The following is a 20,157-nucleotide window of genomic DNA, read 5'->3' on the forward strand; positions in this document are numbered from 1 at the left end:
TTATTCACAAGTTATATATATAAAAAATACCTTTTCCCACCTTTACAAAGGAGAAAAAGGTAGATTACAATTAGTTATTCAGATGTATAAAAATATTCTACTTCTGCTTTTTGCATTATATATGTATCAATATTTTTAATAACATCTTCATATATTATAAGAATGTTGCGATTCTTTGCTAATGTAACTAATGAAAACACTTCTAAGAAGATGTTATTGTTTAAATGAATTTTTTTTGATATATCCTTTCCTATTACAATAGCTTTTAATTTAACATCGTTTATTATATTAAATAAATTTTTGTCAATTGTATTAACATATAATGTTGTTGCAATACGCTTTTTTAAATTTTCCGATATTTTCTGTTTAAGTTTTGGAACATCAAATATATTTTTTTCGCTATATACTAGTGGGATTGGTGATTCTTGTGTTATAAAAAAATTATCTTGCAAAAAAACTTCCTGAGAAATTTTAAATAACTTATTTTTTGATTTTTTTGTCAATTTTTGCGATAAAAAATCATTTCATTTTGGTTGGAAAATAAAGTTTAAGTAAGGGTTATTTTTAAATAATATAAAATTTTTATTGTTTTCAAAGTTATTTTTGCATTTTAATTCTGCTACTGATAATCTTGTGACATCATTGGAATTATATTTTAATATTTTGTGTTTACTAATATCAAAATTTTCATCTAAATTATTATTAATAAATAAATATTGCGATAAATCTGTTTTAAATTTCAAAAACTCTTTATCTTTTTCTATTAGTTTTTTATTAAGAAATTCATTGTATGAATCTGGTTTTGCAACAATGTTATATAATGAAAATTTTAAAATTTCTTCTACTGCTGATATTTGATTTAGCGAATCAATTTTACGTTCAAATACCGTTGCTGCAAGTAATATTTGTGTATATAATGATAATTCATTGATGTTTTTTACTTTATTAATATAATGCTCTATTTTAGTTAAAAAATTCTTTTTTATAAGAAAATAAATCAATCCATCTTTATTAAAAAAGTATGATTTCTTTATATTAAAATTAAATAAATCACCAATATTACTTAAATCTGTATCATTTATATGATTTGAAATTAAGGTATGTGGTTTTAAAGCAAAACCCAAAACTATATATGAACCGAGTCTTATATTTGTTTTTTCTTCATATGAATTATTTATGATATTTAATGGTTTGTTTTCTCTAAAATTTGTTCATTTAATCTGACAAAAAAATTCACCTTTTTGGTTGTTTGTAACTTGCATATGATAAGGTTTTTTGTGAGTAAAATTTCTATCAAATCTAAAAATAAGTTTGTCAATAAAACTAAAGTCATTACGAATTTTATTATTTATAAAAACCTGTAAATCTTGCAACGAAAAATTATTATTTTGATTTTCTAAGATAACTTCTATCTCGCTTACACTCTCTGAATCAAAATATTCTAAAAATTTTTTTAATGGTATATACTTATACATTTTAAAATCACTTTTTTTAGAATCAAAAATTGTTGCTAGAAAATAAAACCTTGGATTTAATCGTATTACTCGCTTATTGTTAAAATCAATTTTAAACAAAATAACACCAGATGCACTTCGGCGATATAGATAAAAAATAGCCAAAGCAAAAACAACTATGATAATTAAAATTAAAATTGCACAAATAATAGCTAAAATAATTCAAAGCAGCATCTTATCTCTCTTTTAAAATCCGAATAGAATGATGGGTTTTATTTAACGTTCGCGTTTCTCCATCTTTAAATTTAATCACAGCGTCATTGTTATCACCTAAATCAACTACTTCACCTTCACCGAACATTGTATGCGAAATTTTATCCCCTATAATCATTTTTGAATTAATTGATTTGATTTCATCTTCGTTTGTAATGCTTAAATCTAATCCGTAGTTTGAGCCAGCAATCAACGAATCTTGCACATTAATTCCTATTTCATTTACAAACTGAGATGGTTCCTTATCTAAATTTGTTCCGATTATTTTGCCTCGTGATGAACTTATAAATAATTTCTTTTTTGCCCTTGTTACAGCAACATATGCTAATCTGCGTTCTTCTTCAAGCATCTCTTCATCAAGGATTTTGTTATCTTTATCATACAATCTTTGAGTCGGAAAAACTCCTTTAGTAAGCCCGACTAAAAAGATGTTATCATATTCTAATCCTTTAGCTGAATGGATAGTCATCAAAGTAACAAAATTGGTATTACCATCTGAATCATCATTTACAGATAAGAAATTAATATAATTTAAATAATCTTCAATTGTTTTATCTGGATTTTTCTTTTCCCAAATCGCAATTGAGTTAATTAATTCATTAACATTTTCTTCGGCAGTTCCGCGTAGGTTTTTGTTTTTTTCAATAAATTTAAAATATTGTATTTCTTTTAAGAAAAACTCAATGACTTGTGCAATTTTTGCTTTTGGTTTAATCAAGGCTTTATGATATCTGGCAATTAAACCGATAAAACCTTTAATTTTTTCCGAAACATAACGATGTTCCTTAATAAATCTACTTCAGTTTTTCATCAATGCTGTTAAGGTACTGTTTTCATTAGTTGAATCAACAAAATGTTTAATGATTTGAAGATTTTTTTCACCTAAACCACGATTTGGAACATTAATAATCCGCTGCATTGATAACTCATGACCGTTAAAGATTACTCTTAAAAATGCAACTGTGTCTTTGACCTCACTACGTTGATAAAACTTAGTCCCATTCATAATCCGATGTGGAATTCCTTCTTCAATAAGGATTTGTTCAAAAGCACGTGAATAAAAGTTAGAACGATACAAAATAGCAATCGATTTAAGTTGATTTTTCTCTTTTTTAAGTAAGTTTATCTCATTTACAACTCATCGAGCTTCTGCTTCTTCGTTGAAACTATGCATATATTTAATATTTACTCCCGATTCATTATCAGTAACTAAATCTTTATTAAAACGAATTTTATTATGCTTAATTAACTTATTAGCAGCATCTAAAATCTTCTTTGTAGAACGATAATTAACATCCAAAACAACTGTTTTAGCATTTGGAAAATCTTTGTTAAAATTTAAAATTAAATTAACATCTGCTCCTCGTCAATTATATATAGTTTGATCTGGATCACCTACAATTGTTAAATGTGTATGTGGTGTAATAATACTCTTAATAATTTGATATTGCAGCACCGATGTATCCTGAAACTCATCAATTAAAATATAATCATATTTATTCTTATATTTTATTAAAACATCGGGACGTAATGTAAATAAATTATTAGTTTGTAAAATTAAATCATCAAAATCTAATGCTCCATTTTGCGCTAAATAATTAGTATATTGTACATAAATTTTGTTTAAAATACTTTTTTCACCTTCTTCTTTATATAAATCAGAAATGTTTTTATTAAAGTTTTTTATGTGAGAAATATGTTGCAATGCACTTTTATAACTTACTTCATTTGTTGTAATATCAAATTCTTTGTATATTTTTGCTAGAACTTGTTCTTTATCAGCTTCATCGATAATAATAAAATTATTTTTGTATCCTAATAAATGAATTTCTTTTTTCAAAATACCAGCACAAAAGGAGTGAAATGTCATAATGTTAAGCTTATCTTTGCTTTCATTACAGTATTTTTGAATTCTACCCGACATCTCTTGTGCAGCCTTGTTAGTAAAGGTTACAGCTAGGATTTTACTTGGAGAAATTCCATATGCATTGATTAAATAGGATACCTTTCGAGTAAGTACCTTAGTTTTCCCTGTTCCGGCTCCTGCTATAATACGTAAAGGGGTATCGAAATATTTAACTGCCTGTGCTTGATGTTCATTAAGATCAGCAAGCAAATTAATCTTCTTATTTATATTCATATGCTTCCTTTATGGTAAGTTAAATTGATCACTACGATATATTTGTCTTCATTGATAGCGAAATGGTTCTAATATATATTGATTGTTTGAAGTTGCTTCAATTTGTTTATTAAAAACCACTCTTGAGTTAGTTAAAAAATCAGTTAATGAAAGTCTTTTTTTTCAAAAAACTAATAAAAAATAATTAGCAAATTTAGTAAAACCAAGTATAGAAAATAAGGTAGTGCTAACTTTAATAGCAATATCATTCTTGATACTTTCATTGAGTTGTGGGATTTTTTTATCTGTAACTTTTATATCAGATGGATAAATAGTCGCAAGAAAAAATAAAAAAATAAATGATATAAAAAATGCAGCAATAATATTTCTCTTTAAGAGCATTTTTATCTTAAATACTTTACTGTCGGTGTCAATTACTTTACATTTAAAAATATATTCACCGAGCATTTTTCCTTTTGTTAGTCAAGGGAAAAAGAAATAATATAAATTTGATCAAAATATTGCGATAACAAATGCTAAATAGTAATTTAAAGCATTTATTTTTTCTTTTATAACTGAATTATGTGAAAATCCTCAAAAGATTAAATAAATAACTATTGCATAAATAATAAAATTTATTAAATCGATTGTAAATCTTCTTAAAAAATTAACATTTTGATACATTATTCTAATGCTGACAAAATAGGTATTTTGCGAAGTTTCTTGCTATCAGATAAAATCAGTGAAGCTTCAGTTGATGCTTTTCTTATATATGGATTTGATGAATCGTAATTATTTGCACAAAATTGGTTTTCTAACTTCGTTAATAACTCAAAATGTTTATCAAGTAAAAATTTACTTCTTTTTTCTTTAATTATACTTCTTTCATTAAAGAAAATTGTACGATACATTAAAGAAGTACCAGTTAAAAATCCAGTTAAAAGCAACTTAATAAAATAGGATTTAGCATATATAAATTCTTCAGCACATCTATCTTCAATTGGTTTATTTAGCATTCATTTTTCTATTCCATTAAAACTACCAAGGAAATATTTGGTATTAAATCAAATATCAGAATCAAAATATTCACGATATATTCTGTAATCTAAATACATATAAGTTTTTGCTTCTAATAATAAAATATAATTTATTTCAATACACATTTTAGTATCATAATTGTTTGCAGGAATATAATTTATTACCTTTTTTACTAGTTGTTTTTTGAAAATTTTATTAAAAATAAAAGGGAAAGCATATGCAATTACTGATTTATTTTTGCTAATTAAAACAGACTTATCAATTTGTTGTCGAAGTTTTGGTTTTCAACTAATAGAACCAATTATTCTTGGTTTAAGTTCTAATATATCAACATCATAAAATTTTGCTTGATTGACTATTTCAGAAACATAATTTTTCTTTAAATGACTTTTGCTATTTATTACAGCGATAAAATCGCCATTAGCGAGTTTAAAAGCACTAAGTAAGTTATACTGATATGAATTAATTTTACTGTTATATATAACAATTAAGCGTTCTTTAAAGAAGTCGTAATATTCACTAATTACCTTCATAACTTGTGCTTCTTCATTGCTATGATTAAGGCATAAAATAACCTCAAAATCCTGGTTATCTTGTTCAACTAAATCTTTTAAATATTTTTTAACATCTTTTTTATATTTATTATCAAGCGAAATCAATGAAAGCTTCATTTGAACTCCTTATTTACTATAACATTAATTTTATCATATTTATGCATAAATTCATTAAAAATGACCTTTCAAACTGTGAAAAGTCATTTTTATTTATAATCGTTAATCCCATTGAAGACTTGCTCTTCTGTTTTATTAACTTCTCAATAACCACTTGCATCACGATTGATTTTAATTCTTTGATGTATTTGTTCAAAGAATACAAAAAATCTTGTTGTAACAAATAAACTTGATATAAGTAATATTAATAATCCAAGCAACATAAAGACACCAAATCATAGGTTTGTTGTTTTATTAAGAGCTATTAAAATGATTAAAGTGATCATTATTATTATGAGCAGATAAATAAACTTAGTAATCGATTTGCTAATTACATCGTTTATAACTAATTTAACATCCGTTTTTGACAAACTGTGTTGATGGTATCTATGTCGTATTACTTCTTTGATGTTGGCAAATAAAGTAGTTGTAATATAAATATATATTGATTCCAAGATTAAGAATGCTACTAGAACATAATTATTTAATGGTACTCTAGTAATGAATAAAATTGCATATAGACTTAAAAACAATAAGATAAATCCTAATAAACCTGCTACAGCATATGTAATACCTATTCGGATAATATAGTAAATTACAATTAATGCAGAGAAAATAGCAAATAAAATAATTGAAATAACTAATGATTTGCTGAGTTCTTTGTTAGAAAGTTTGATAAAATCAATTTTTAAACTTATATCGGTTGCACCTTTTATTATTTTTTGAATCTGGATAATTTCTTGACCCGATAAATTTTGCTTAGATGTTGCAATGATGCTATAGTAATCATAATTTGAATTTCTTGCTATGTTATATACTATGTTATAAGATTTCAGTTCTGAATTTTCATTTAGTTTATTTACTAATTCTTTTGCAATTGAGTTGGATAAACCTAAATGCGAATTATTATAATTATCAGTAATAAAAAACATTGTTCCACGACCTGCATTTGTATCAATGCTAAATGATGCTAATGTATTTTTATAAACTGTAGATAAAGCAATAAAAACAATTAATCCAACTACTATTATAATGAAAATAAAAATAATTAAGTAATTAGATGTTTTTATTCAATTAACTTTTGAAAAGTTTGATTTAGGTAATGTGTCTGTTTTTCGATAAATTCCATAAATTCAATTCTTTTTTTCAAAACCATTATTTATTATAAATTCAAGAGTATATTTATTAAATATTAAAACAACAAAAACTAAAAAGACTGAAGCGATTACATATATTACCGAAGCAATATTAAATGTGTTTTGTCCAAGGAAATAGGTAAATATACCAAGTATTAGGATTAAAATATTCGTATCAACAATCGACCTAACTGAATCGCGATATGAATTTTTGATTGCTTTTTTCTGAGTATCTCCTTTTTTTATCCGATGCTTCATTCGATCAAAAAGTAAAATACTAGTATCCAAAAAGAATCAATAACTAGAAATAACAAAAATAAAGGTGTATGGTGAATATTCCCCTCGTAATGCTGTAAAGATTAATAATGTTAGGAAAATATATAACGCTGCAGAAATAGTGTTTAATGCTCCTAAAATACCATAATTAACTATCATAAAGATAGAAAGAACTACAAAAATAGTAATTGCAGCAATCATTGTATAAAACATTGTAGAATTATCAATTTCTTGATGAGCATATACACTTGAAACAAGATCTAATTTATAATCATCAAGTGCAAAATTAATCTCATTTGCCAAATCTGTAGCTTGATTATTTGTATAATTATTTGATAGACGAATTGGTTGTCCGTTTTGATTAATCAATAAACTACCGATAAAATATTTTTTAAGGTTTTCTTTAATCAAGTTATCTTTTTGTGCATTTGGTTCCCTAACACGTTCATTAACATGTACATAATTTCAAAGATTTTTGTTTGCTTTTTGTCAACCTGATGCATCATTTTTTGCAATTAATTCTAAATCCTTATAATTAAGTCAAAAAAGCATATGTTTATCTTTCGATCTTAATACACCCTCAGTTGCTTGTGCCCATTCTGAATTTTCTGAAACAGCAATAGATATAAAGTTTGAATTATCAAAATTTGAAGGTGTATAACTAGCACCATCTTTTTTAAATGGTGGGAATAATTTATCATAATCAGCAGTATCTAAACTAAGATTAGAATTATATTTACCTTCTAAGAATAATGGTCTTAAATCAGAATCCGTAATTAATAAACTTGGTTTATCTACCAATTGATGTTCAAATTTTGATTTTTCATCATCGTTAAAATTTCCACTTTTATTTACCAACAAATAACCATCGGATAATGTTGTAACATTGCTACCACTAATTCTCTTTGCAATATCTAGATTAACTTTCTCTGTTTCAGAAGCATTTGCTAAATTACCATTATATTTCACCGATATAACAGTTTTAATCCCATTAGTGTAATCTATGGATGTGTTCGATGATTTACCAATATAAAAAATGCTACCAAACACAATCGTAATGATTGCAGAAATGAGCATAAAAATACTTATTATGGATCTAAAAAATTTGTTTGAAAATAATAATTTTTTCATATTATTCATAAATATAATATACCACAATTTATGGTTTTTTTTAGTAAGATTTAGTATTTGTTATAATATTTTTTGTGAAATTAAGTAATCAATCCCTTTAGATGTAATTCTCCTTCCTCGTGAACTTTTTTCAATTAAATTAAGATAAAGCAAAATCGGTTCAATTTCAGTTAGGATATCGCCTTTTTCTCGAATAGTTAGACCTGAAATAGTGTTTAATGACACACTATTTTGATCAAAACCATCCTTTAGAATTTCTAAATACTGAATATGTTCGTTTGTTAATCCGTATTTATAAATTTCCAAACTTCTTAAAGTTTTCTTAGTAATCTTTTTATCAATAATACCATTATTATGAGAGATAGCAAAATCGTGAACACGTTGAATGATGTGATTTGCAATTCTAGGTGTTAACCTTGAATATTCACATAAAATTTCTAAAATTTCAGTTGCAACTTTTATATTCAATTTGGTACATGTATTCTCAAGAATTCGTATAATATCATCTTTTGTGTAATTAATAATTCTACCAATATAGCCAAAACGATCCTTAAGTGGTTGGATTATTTCATTAATTTTAGTAGTTGCTCCAATCAAAGTGAATGGTTTTATCTTCATACGCATCGATCGAGAATTACCATCTACACCTATGATTAAGTCAAAAACAAAATCTTCCATTGCATTATATAAAAATTCAATCACTGCTTTATTAATACTATGGATTTCATCAATAAATAATATATCTCCTTCGTTAATTACAGAAAGCATACTGATTAAATCAGATTTCTTCTCAATATTTGCTCCCTGAACATAATGAATGCTTTTGCCATATTCATTTGCTATAATTGTAGCTAATGTTGTTTTACCCATACCGGGTGAACCATAAAAAAGTATATGTGGAAGTACTTTGTCTTGGAGTTTTGAACTTTCTATAATTGTTTTTAGTGTATTTTTTAAATGATTTTGTCCTATAAAATCATCAAAATTTTGAGGTCTAAGCTCTAATTTCTCCATCTTTATTTCCAGTAATTAAACCAATGCTTTCTTCAAGCATCTTATCAAAGTCTTTTTTCTCAGTAATATTTAAAAGCGCATAATCAATTTGTTTTTTCTTGAATCCTAATGTTGATAATGTGTTTGATAATTCATTAATCATTGCAGTTGATTCAGAATTAGTTTGAATGCTTTTATCAACCATTTTTCTTCATTTATCACCTAATTCTAAGCATATAAGTCGTGCTGTTTTTTCACTTACAAATTGACATTTTGCAATTTCTTCTCAATTATTTTGTGCAATTGCATTTGCTATTAATTCTCAACCTTTATCTAAGATGATAATCGCTACTTTTGGTCCTACTTTATCTACATTTAGTAAATCCATAAATAGGATTCTTTCTTTAAATTCCTTAAACCCATAGAAATTATGTAGATAATCTGTTGAATGTTCATAAATGTATATTTTCAATTTTTGTCCTAATTCAAAGCGATTTATACTTGGAACAGTTACAATGTAGCCATCTCCTTTGTTTTCAAATATCAAGTTATTTTTATTTTTGTGAACTATTTCACCAATTTTATAAAGTATCATTTTTTCCTCCACAATATATATAAAAAAAGAACTAATTACAAACTAAAAAAGGCGAAAAAAAATAGCAAATGCTACTATTTCTGAATTCTGTCACTTTGTGCAACATAGTGTTTAACTTTTACACCTTTGTAAAAACCACAATTTCAGCATACAACATGTTGTTCAATTGCTTCTGAACAGTTACTGCATTTTACTAAATTAGGTAATGTTAAAGCACTGTGTGTTTGTCTTTTGTGTTTACGTTGTTTAGATGTTTTACGTTTTGGTACAATAGCCATGGTTTTCCTCCTTTGTGGTTTTTTTAATAAAAATTATCTTAATAATTGAAAGCTTTTTAATTATATTAAAAAAGATTATAAATAGAAATAAAAAAATTATGTTTTTTATCTAATGAAATTTATACTTAATAGATTCTTCCAAAAACATTAACTTTTACTTTTTTAACTATATTACAGTTGTAAAAATACAACTGGAAGATAATTATAGTTAGTATTTTAATGTATCTTGATATAAATCGTAAAACATCCCTGAGACAACGGGTTGGTTTTTATAAAATAAAGTTTTATAATCTTGTGAAATAAACACATAATTTCGGGTTTGAATATCTTTGATTTTTGTTAATATTTTGGCTGGATAATGAAAATGCCTAGATAATGGTATCTTGTAAAAATAATCTGACTTTTTCTGCTGCATATCATAATCTTTTGCATAAACAAATATTCCGTTGCTTCGGAAATTAAGTTGTGTGTTCTCTCTTTTATCTAGTATTTTATGATATAAAAGATTGCTCTTTCCTAATTTATTATTATAATCACGATATTTTTTTAAGTCTTTTCGCATTCTTTTAAAGGTAAAAAATGAATTCGTGTATAAAAACAAATCAATTCCAAAAAGCACCAATAAAGTTATCATAACTGCATTAAAAGTATCGTATGAATTTGTGTTAATCTTTTGTTTTAACAGTATAAATAAGAGCAAAATAGAAATAAACGAAATTACACTGATTATTGTTATAAAAATTAGAATTTTAATATATAATTTAATTCTTTGATACAAGAAATCAAAAACTTTGTTATCAATCTTTGCTTTAGCATTCTTAAGTCGATATAAACTAAAACTAATATAATCTGATACAAATTTGTTATAAGGTATCAGAAATCAAATCATCGAATAAATTATACCTATCATATTCTTCCTTAATCTTTTTGTTTTTATAATTATATCATTTGATATAAATTCACTAAATTTTTGATATTTTTAGTCTAATTACTTTTATTTTATAAATCTTTTGATATAAATATTAATAATTATTATTCTTATTTACAAAATTATAATATTTCCTTAAAAATAACTTATCAAATTAATGCAGGAGCATAAATGAACAATACTATTCCTACTAAAATTTTAGGTTTAGGTGGTTTACTTGAAATAGGTAAATCTACCCTTATAATAGAACATTTAAATCATATTTTTATCATTGATTCAGGAATTAAATTCGCTGATACTTATAATACTGGTATCAAAGGGATTGTACCTAGATATGAATATTTAAAGCAATCTAATAAAATAATTGAAGGTGTTTTTATCACTCATGGGCATGAAGATCATATTGGTGGAGTTGTATATTTAGCAAAACAAGTTAATATTAAAAAAATCTTTGCCCCAAGAATTGCAATTCAATATTTAAAATTAAAATTTGATGAACATAAAATTAATAAAAATATCGAATTTATCGAGATAAATAAATCAGATGTACATTACTTTGATAATAATTGTAAAGTTGATTTTTGAACTGCACAACACTCAATTCCAGATGCTTTTGGTATCAGAATTACAACTCCAAATGGTTCAATAATGTGTACTGGAGATTTTCGTTTTGATTATACTCCAATTGGTAATTACACAGATTTTGCCCGCCTCGATGAAATCGGAAAACAAGGACTTACAGCACTTTTATCCGATTCTACTAATGCAATGCGTCCTAATCACTCACCAAGTGAAAGTGATATTTTGACTGACATTGAACGTATTATTACTGATGCAAAACACAAAATTGTTGTTACAACTTTTGCATCAAACCTTACAAGAGTTAAAGTTATTATCGAACTAGCTCAAAAGTTAGGTAGAAAGGTCATTACATTTGGAAGATCAATGATACAAGGAGTGAAAATTGGCCGCAAGTTAGGTTATATAAATGTTAGCGATGATGTTTTAATCGATAAAAAACAACTTGCAAGCACACCTAATAAGGATTTACTAATTTTAACCACCGGATCACAAGGAGAACAATTAGCAGCTTTATCAAGGATGAGTTATGGTAAACATGCTACTATAAAAATAACCAAAGGTGATGTAATTATATTTTCCTCAAGTCCAATTCCTGGAAATCGTATGGTTGTAGAATTACTTATTAACCGACTTTATAAACTAGGAGCAATAATCAAAGAAAATGGTATTGATGGTTATTTACATACATCAGGTCATGCATATCAATGAGAGCATGACAAAATTTTTAGACTAACTAAACCCAAATACTTTCTTCCTTATCACGGTGAATACCGAATGTGTGTTGCACATGGAAAAACAGCCATATCAAATGGTATAAATCCAAAGAATGTTTTGATTTTAGAAAAAGGCGATGTATATCATATGTTGAATCAAAATATCTATAAAACCAATGAGAAAGTTGATTTTGGACCAGTTTATATTGATGGTAATAAAGTATTAACAATTAATGCAAATATTATTAAACAAAGGGAGATGCTGAAAGAATCTGGTTTTGTAAATATAGTATTTTTAATAGATAAAGAAAAAAATATGATTATTGGTAGACCTAATATTATCACTCGTGGAAGTTTCTTTGTTAAAACATCCAAAGAATTAGTAGATGAAGCTCGACGTATTAGTCACGGAGCAATCTTACATCAAATCAAAAACTCGAATAATTGAACCACCAAGGATTTAGAAAAAGTTATTATCGATAGATTATCTAATTTGTTTTATAAAGAAAAACGTCGTAAACCAATTATTATTCCTACAATTATATTTACCGAAGAAACAGCTGATGAAAGGATAAAAGAATGTAAAATTAATTTTACTAATTCTAAATCAGATACACAACTTTGCCATATCGAAAACAAAACACAGATAATAAAAAACAACAAAAAACAAAAACAAATGCTTGATGATTTAAAGCAAGAAATTTTTGGTGATGTTTGTGCAGATGATGATCATGACGAAGATGATGAAATTTAAAATAACAAGGTTTTCTTGTTATTTTATCTTGGAGTTGGACTAAAAGATTAATAACCAATTATATTAATCTTTTTCGCAATTCTTTATGTTTATCAATATTTATTTTTATATTTTTTAGAATTTTTAAATCAAATATTTGATTAATTTATTCTAACATTAATATTTTTTTTGTAAAACTAGGAAATCATTTGCTTGTTTATAATTCATTTCTCCATCAAATAGCACTTCATTATCTTTTGGAACAAAAAATACTTCATAAACTAGACTTGCCTTTTGTTCAGAAGCATTTGGTATACTAAAAAAATCATATTTTGAAAAATTGAAATTAAAGGTTCGTTGACTTACATATGAAATATGGACTTTATTATTCTTCTCCTTATTTATCACTAGATGATTAGGAAAATTTCAGTTTAATATTTGACCAAGTGATTTACTTATATGAACTATGAGTTTATTTTTTCTCAAAACATTCTCTATTTTCTTCCCAGATAAAAATAATTCTTCAAAATTATTTTTTATATTTAATGGAGTTAAATTAGATGACTGTTCTTTTGCTGTATTTAATAGTGGTAGAAGAATTTTTTGATTAAATTCTTCTGTTGTGTTAATTATCAATGGCTGCTTTGTTTGCTCGATATTAGATAATGATCGATTTGTTAAATCTCCTAAAAATAATATTTTTTTAGAATTTATACTTTGTTTTATCTGAATATTATTTATCAGATTTGTTAAACTTTCAAACGATTCACGAACTATAAAATCTGTAAATTTATAATTAAGTTCATAATACAATCTTTTTTTTAACACTTTTTGTTGTGTTTTATCAAGTTCAGTTATTGTGTAATCTTTGTTTTTTGGTATTTTTAACACAGTAAATATAGGTAAGTAAGGTGAAAGAGCAGTTCAAACAGGTAAATCCATACCTGTAGTTGTTTTTAGTATACTTACTTTGTTGCTGCTGATATGATCAAAAATTAGATATTCTAAATATTCAGTGCCAAATAAATCACCATCTTGATATATAAGGATATTATTATCATTTAATACATTTTCTAAGCTTTGGTTATTTAAAAAATCTTTTTCAAAAATTTGCAAAATATCATTGTCCGACAATAATTTTTGCATATGAAATTTTTGGTATGTTTGATTGATAACATTTATAACAGTATCATTAAATTCGGATTTAGATTTAATTAATGTAGGCTTGCTAAAATAAATCGGAGTAGTTGAAATCTTATTTTTATCTATAAATTGATCAAAAAGCTCAGAATTATTCATAACAATTCCTTGTTGAACTTGCTTAAGTCGTAGCAAATCCATTAAATATGGTGTATCAGTAGAAACAGTTTCTGAATAATCTTTTTTATTTGAACATGAAACTGCAATAGCAGTGAATATTGGTGTAGAGATAAGTAGTGATTTTAATAATTTACTCTTGAATGACATATGTAAACGCTAAAACATCATCAACAGAATTTTCAAACAAAGCTGATTTTCATTTCTTCACTACTAATCTATATTCACCATCTTCTGTTGTATGATATTCTATTAATTCATCATTTGATGAAATAGACTTAGAAGATGCTACTGTTATTCAACCTTGAATTTTATCATATTTTTCTAAATACAAATCATAATCAGAAAACTTTTCTGATTGTCTATTCAATACCACTTTATGTTTTAATCAATCATTAGAACGATGCTCAATGCTTCATTTTTCACTTTCCTTATTTAATCTGTCAACTTCAATAGAATTAGCAACTATTCCACCAATAGGTCCTAAAAATCATCATCAATTAACATTAGGATTATATGCTGGTTGATTTTCTTTGTTTTTTAATAAACCTGCATTAAACATCCATGATAAAGATGCTTTTATTGTTTTTCCTTTTGAAGTAAAAAAAGAATTAGTAGATTTTATTACACCAGCTGAATTATTATATTTAACTGTTGCATAATTAATATGATTTGATGCTTTTATCATATTTTCATAATCAGGAATTCCGGCTCCATATTTATTTGAAAAACCGCTAGTCTTTATTTTTTGATCACTATCATTTGTTGAAACAGCAGATGCACTAAGGATGCTTTTTAATGCTGGTATTCTATATAAATCATTGTCTAATAAAGGTTTTTCTCGTAATAATGTTGATAGCATACCCGCAACAACAGGAGATGAAAAACTTGTTCCTTGTCAGGTTTGTCCGTTAGCTAATGTATATGAGCCTGGTGCAGCTATAAAAGGCTTAGCTATATCACCGTGACTCGAATCAATTAAAACATTAGAATATGATGCTATTTTATTATCTTTTATGTTATCGTTTAAATTTTTATCTAGTGCACCAACAACTATTGAATTATATGATAAACCAAATTGATTTATTCACTTCATCATTTTCTGATTATCATTTCCATTTCCAGCTGAAATTACATTCAATACACCATATTTTCTTGATAAATAATCAAGAATATAACTTTCTTCATCATAATACTTATATTTTTCTTCATTAAAACTTCCGTAACTGTGATTTATGATTTTTATTTTTTTGTCAATTACCATTTCTTCTAATCTTGTTTGTCAATCAGAATTTGTATTATAAAATGATGAAAAATATATGCTAGCTTTTTTGTCAAAACCTTCTTTTCCTGCTGCTATTATTGTCGAAATTAAACCATGATCATTGTTCACATTATATTCGTTAAGTATTTCAACTTTGTTTTTGTCGAAATTATTAGTTTTTCATTTTTGTAGTGCTCTATTTGCTTCCAAAATACCTATTTTATTTAAATTATATCCACCATGACTATTAAGATCTTTTTCGTTTTGTTTTAGAAAATTAACGGTTTTATAAACATCATTTATATTCTTAATATCATAATTATGGTGATTATAATAAGATCCACCACCTAATATTCTAGTATCAATTTCACTAAATTTTGTCATCAGCATCATATTTGATTCTGGATTATTTTTATACAATATAAATCTATTTACTTGTTTGTTATCCTTTATTTTTGAAATAAATTCTTTGCGATCTGTTTCGCTTTTGAAATAAAATCATACAATAGGTGATATTCTGCTAATAACAGAATTTAAAAAATCTATTTTCAACATTTTCATATGCTCAAGAAATTTTTGATTTTCTGTTTTTATAAAATCTTCATCATTGATTTGATTTTGATTTTTGTAATTATGATTTAATAGAACCTTTAATTCAAAATGATTATCAGGTTGTGGTGTTGAAGAATTAATACTATAATTTCTAGCAAAAGATTCTCTTATTTGTAGTTTTGGATTTGTTGAATTTTCATATCATTGAACATTAGTTACATTCCTTGGTGTTGATACAATGGTTATAGGAAAAACAACAGTAGATGCTATACCTAGTACACATAAGAACTTTCTTTTATGTTTCATTATGCTCCTTTTTTAATTTTAAATTGATAAGGCATTTTTTCTTATAACAAAACAATTAAATACCATATAAGATTTTCATCCTTTTTTAACCTTATCTATAATTATATTAGCATAAAAAGTAAAATTACAAAATTTTTTATATTCGTTAAAAAAACCAAGAAAATTTCGCTTCCTGTTTTTATTCTTTTTAACTATAAATTATCAGATGTTAATTCATCATACCTAGATCATTTGCTGACAAAAAATGTTTTGTTTTAGAAAATCAGGATTAGTTTCACAAACACTAAAAATGAAAATAGACAATGCAAAGGAGATAATAAAGCAGGAATCATTAAAAATAACAAAAAAACACAAAAAATGCTTAATTATTTGAGATAAGAAATTTTTGTTGATGTTTGCTCCGCTGATGACTATGGCGAAGATGATGAAATTTAAAATAACAAGGTTTTCTTGTTATTTTATCTTTGCTTTACCAAAAAGTCATTAGTTTCTTTAAAATTTAACACACCTTTAAATTTAATACTATAATCATTTGGTGCTTGAAAAACTTCTAAAATGAGATTTACTTTAACATCACTTGCTTCCTTATTTTGATCATCACTTCTTCTTGAATTAAATTCAAACACTCTTTCTGATATTTTAGCTAATGTCATTTCCTTATTTCTGCTATTAATATCATATTTAATTGTTTGATACGGATAAGTAAAATGATATATATTACCTTTTTCTTTTATAATACGAATATATAAATTATTATTAGTAAGTATATCTGAAAGGTCTTTTGCTTTTAAATATTGAGATTGAAAAATATTTTTAATTTCTTGTTTAGACAGATTAAGATGTAAGTTTTGTGAAATATTATATATATTGTCTAAAAACTGATTGTTAAATTCTGATTCATTAGTTATTTTCAGATACTCAGTAGTTGATGGTATTAGAGCAAGTATATCATTTGTTAACTCACCTAAAAATTCTACAGGTTTATATATTATATCTTGCCTAATTTGCGCTTTATTTATAAGTAACTTTATGTCAATTTGTTTGTCCCCTAGAATAAAATCGTCTTTTTTGTAATGCAATTCATTAGATAAATTGTTAATATACTGATCTATTTGGTCATTAGGAAATTCTTTAATTTCATAATCCTTGTTTTTAGGTAACTTAAAGATTGTAAATATCTTTCTTGTATAATAAATATAAAGGTGTTTAACATCTAAATAATAACCAGGTAGAATTTTAAAAATTTTGATTTTCCCCATATCATTTTCCGCATCATAAACAAGATAATCTAGATAAGATGGGATTTGATACGGGGTTTGCTCATAAATTAAAATATTTTGTGTTTTTAATATATCATCTATGTTTTTAGCATCTAAAAAATCATCTTCAAATGTTTTTGTTATTTCTTCATCACTCATAGATTTATTTAAGTTATATTTTTGGTAAAGTTCATTAACCTTACCTACAACATTCTTAATAAACTCATCTTTTGTTTTAATTAAAAGTGGTTGATTAAAATAATTAACAGCACTTCATTGATCTTTTTTGTAAGGAATAAATTGGTCAAAAATTTGTGAATTATTTAGTTTAATATCTTGTGATTGTTGTTTTAATCTTAGTAAATTTATTGAATATCCAAGGTTACGTTCGGTTTGTTGAGTTTCTGAATTTTTATTATCGTGTTTTGAAGTTGAACATGCAGATGCAATAATAGTAATAATAGGTGTAGTACCGAAAATAAATTTAAATAGTTTATTTTTGAACAACATATGTATATGCTAAAATATCATCCACTGAGTTATCAAATAAAGCTGATTTATATTTCCTTACTACTAATCTATATTCTCCTGAACCATCTGATTTATATTCAATTAATTCATCATTAGATGTTGAAGATTCAGATCTTGCAACTTCAACTCAACCTTTATTATACTCATACTTTTCTAAGATAAAATCATAATCTGAAAATTTCATTTTTTGTTTTTTTAATACTTCATCTGTTTTTAATCAATCTGATTTGTGGTGGGTTTTTTCTCATTCTGATGTCTCTCTTTTTACACGATCTGACTCTACTTTGTTAGCTATTAAACCACCGATTGGACCTAAAAATCACCATCAATTTACATTTGAATTGTATTTTGGTTTATTTTCAAGATTCTTTAATAAACCTGCATTAAACATTCATGATAACGATGCTTTTAATATTTGGCCTGAATTTAAATAAATCGAATTTGATCTTTTAAGAATATCATTAGTATCGGATGAATTGATCTTTAATATACTTAAATTATCTGCGGCTATTTTCATATTTTCAAAGTCAGGTATACCTGATCCATATAAATTGCTAAAACCATTAGATTTATTGAGTTGTTTCGGATCGTTTGTTGATATAGCAGAAGCACTAAGGATACTTTTTAAAGCAGGTATTCTAGTTTCATCTTTATCTAATATTAATTTTTTCTCTCTTAATAATGTAGATAATAATCCAGTTATAACTGGTGCAGAAAAACTTGTTCCATTTTTTTCTTCATATAATTCAAACGTTCCAGGTGCAGTTATAAATGGTTTTGCAACATCACCATTACTTGGGTCAATTAATATATTCGAGTATGATGCAATTCGGTTGTCTTTTATATTTGCTTCTAAATTCTTATTTAATGCACCTACAACAATTGAATTGTAAGATAATGAATATTTATTTATTCAATTCATTCCTCTGCCATCATTACCATTTCCAGCAGAAAATACATTTACAACACCATATTTTCGAGAAAGATAATCAACTATATAACTTTCTTCACCGTAAAGTTTTTCTCTTAAATTAAGACCACTTCCGTAACTATGGTTAATAACTCTAATACCTTTATCTATAATTAAATCTTCAAGTCTTTTTTGTCAGTCGCTATTTTTGCCATCAAAAGATGTAAAATAAATACTTGCTTTCTTATCAAAACCTTCCTTGCCACCTACAATAGATGAAACAATAATACCGTGATCATCTACATCTTCTTTTGTCTCTGTATATTGATTCAAAACGTACATATTATTTTTGAAAAAATTATATGTAGTCGAATAATTAAGTTGTCCTCTATATTCCATAACACCTACATTATTTTCATTGTAACTGGTATGACTATTTAGATCTTTTTGATTTTGTTTTTCAAAATTTACTGTTTTATAAATTTGATATTTATTTTTGATTTCATATCTGAAAAGATCATCTCTGTATGAATAATAATTATCAGGAGATTCATAAATTTCTTTTACAGGTATTTTGATATTTGTTATATCATTTTTATAAAGAATAAATCTATTAACCTGATTATCTTTATTTAATTTATGTATAAATTCTTTACGATTATCTTCATTTTGAAAATAAAATCATACTATCGGTGAGATTCTGCTTGAAGTAGAACTCAGAAATTTTAATCCTATTTTTTTAACATAATTAATAAAATTTTGGTTTTGTTCTTTTATATATTTTTCATCATTAATTTGTAAGTTGGTTAAATATTTATGATTTAATAAAACTTTTAACTCATAATCATTATTTATTTGTCCAACACTTGAATTAAGATTATAATTTTTAGCAAATGAATCTCTAACTTCTAACTTTAGATTATTTGCTTTTTCATATCATTGGATGTTTTTATTTGTATTTGGTGTTGATACGATTGCAATAGGTAAGACAATAGCCGATGTCATACCTAATGCTCATAAAAATTTTCTTCTATTTTTCATTTTACTCCTTTTATTTTG

14 protein-coding genes are annotated in these 20,157 nt (G+C 25.3%); 1 reads left to right on the plus strand and 13 read right to left on the minus strand.

Annotated elements, in window-relative coordinates:
• Positions 1 to 74 precede the first annotated feature (74 nt).
• The 9 genes from ACXYRK_RS00535 to ACXYRK_RS00575 all read right to left on the minus strand — a co-directional run bounded on the left by ACXYRK_RS00535 (position 75) and on the right by ACXYRK_RS00575 (position 10,913).
• Positions 75 to 1,688: an MHO_4530 family protein gene (locus ACXYRK_RS00535; RefSeq protein ID WP_458617501.1), complete on the minus strand. Its 1,614-nt coding sequence runs from the start codon at positions 1,686 to 1,688 to the stop codon at positions 75 to 77.
• Between the two features lies 1 nt (position 1,689).
• On the minus strand, positions 1,690 to 3,867 hold the full coding sequence (locus ACXYRK_RS00540) for an ATP-dependent helicase (protein WP_458617503.1): 2,178 nt from the start codon (positions 3,865 to 3,867) through the stop codon (positions 1,690 to 1,692).
• A 9-nt stretch (positions 3,868 to 3,876) separates the two neighbouring features.
• Positions 3,877 to 4,530, minus strand: a complete 654-nt coding sequence (locus tag ACXYRK_RS00545; protein WP_458617505.1) for an RDD family protein — start codon at positions 4,528 to 4,530, stop codon at positions 3,877 to 3,879.
• Entirely contained in the window at positions 4,530 to 5,555 is a 1,026-nt protein-coding gene (locus tag ACXYRK_RS00550) for a glycosyltransferase (RefSeq protein ID WP_458617507.1), read from the minus strand. The genes ACXYRK_RS00545 and ACXYRK_RS00550 overlap by 1 nt, the downstream gene beginning before the upstream one ends.
• Before the next feature lie 89 nt (positions 5,556 to 5,644).
• Complete coding sequence (gene secDF, locus ACXYRK_RS00555) at positions 5,645 to 8,083, minus strand: protein translocase subunit SecDF (protein WP_458617509.1); 2,439 nt, start codon at positions 8,081 to 8,083, stop codon at positions 5,645 to 5,647.
• Between the two features lie 114 nt (positions 8,084 to 8,197).
• Complete coding sequence (gene ruvB, locus ACXYRK_RS00560; RefSeq protein ID WP_458607254.1) at positions 8,198 to 9,151, minus strand: Holliday junction branch migration DNA helicase RuvB; 954 nt, start codon at positions 9,149 to 9,151, stop codon at positions 8,198 to 8,200.
• The gene (gene ruvA / locus ACXYRK_RS00565; protein WP_435128490.1) at positions 9,132 to 9,725 is read right to left on the minus strand and encodes a Holliday junction branch migration protein RuvA; all 594 of its coding nucleotides are present in this window, start codon (positions 9,723 to 9,725) and stop codon (positions 9,132 to 9,134) included. Before ruvA ends, ruvB begins: the two co-directional genes overlap by 20 nt.
• Before the next feature lie 74 nt (positions 9,726 to 9,799).
• Complete coding sequence (gene rpmF / locus ACXYRK_RS00570; RefSeq protein WP_435128492.1) at positions 9,800 to 10,003, minus strand: 50S ribosomal protein L32; 204 nt, start codon at positions 10,001 to 10,003, stop codon at positions 9,800 to 9,802.
• Positions 10,004 to 10,211: 208 nt separating this feature from the next.
• Entirely contained in the window at positions 10,212 to 10,913 is a 702-nt protein-coding gene (locus ACXYRK_RS00575; RefSeq protein ID WP_458614514.1) for a hypothetical protein, read from the minus strand.
• A gap of 189 nt (positions 10,914 to 11,102) precedes the next feature.
• Between ACXYRK_RS00575 and ACXYRK_RS00580 the strand changes: the two genes are divergently transcribed.
• A complete protein-coding gene (locus tag ACXYRK_RS00580) occupies positions 11,103 to 12,980 on the plus strand; it encodes a ribonuclease J (RefSeq protein ID WP_458597487.1) in 1,878 nt (625 codons plus the stop codon).
• 156 nt (positions 12,981 to 13,136) lie between these two features.
• Here the strand turns inward: ACXYRK_RS00580 and ACXYRK_RS00585 are convergent, their stop codons facing one another.
• The 4 genes from ACXYRK_RS00585 to ACXYRK_RS00600 all read right to left on the minus strand — a co-directional run bounded on the left by ACXYRK_RS00585 (position 13,137) and on the right by ACXYRK_RS00600 (position 20,139).
• Positions 13,137 to 14,426 (minus strand): hypothetical protein, encoded by a 1,290-nt coding sequence (locus ACXYRK_RS00585; protein WP_458597488.1) that lies wholly within the window; start codon positions 14,424 to 14,426, stop codon positions 13,137 to 13,139.
• On the minus strand, positions 14,410 to 16,398 hold the full coding sequence (locus tag ACXYRK_RS00590) for a S8 family serine peptidase (protein WP_458597489.1): 1,989 nt from the start codon (positions 16,396 to 16,398) through the stop codon (positions 14,410 to 14,412). The genes ACXYRK_RS00585 and ACXYRK_RS00590 overlap by 17 nt, the downstream gene beginning before the upstream one ends.
• Before the next feature lie 458 nt (positions 16,399 to 16,856).
• Positions 16,857 to 18,167 carry a hypothetical protein gene (locus ACXYRK_RS00595; protein ID WP_458607259.1) on the minus strand — a complete coding sequence of 437 codons (1,311 nt, stop codon included), beginning with the start codon at positions 18,165 to 18,167 and terminating at the stop codon, positions 16,857 to 16,859.
• The gene (locus ACXYRK_RS00600; RefSeq protein ID WP_458614513.1) at positions 18,151 to 20,139 is read right to left on the minus strand and encodes a S8 family serine peptidase; all 1,989 of its coding nucleotides are present in this window, start codon (positions 20,137 to 20,139) and stop codon (positions 18,151 to 18,153) included. The genes ACXYRK_RS00595 and ACXYRK_RS00600 overlap by 17 nt, the downstream gene beginning before the upstream one ends.
• Between the last annotated feature and the right edge of the window lie 18 nt (positions 20,140 to 20,157).

Source organism: Mycoplasma sp. AC1221 (assembly GCF_054353815.1).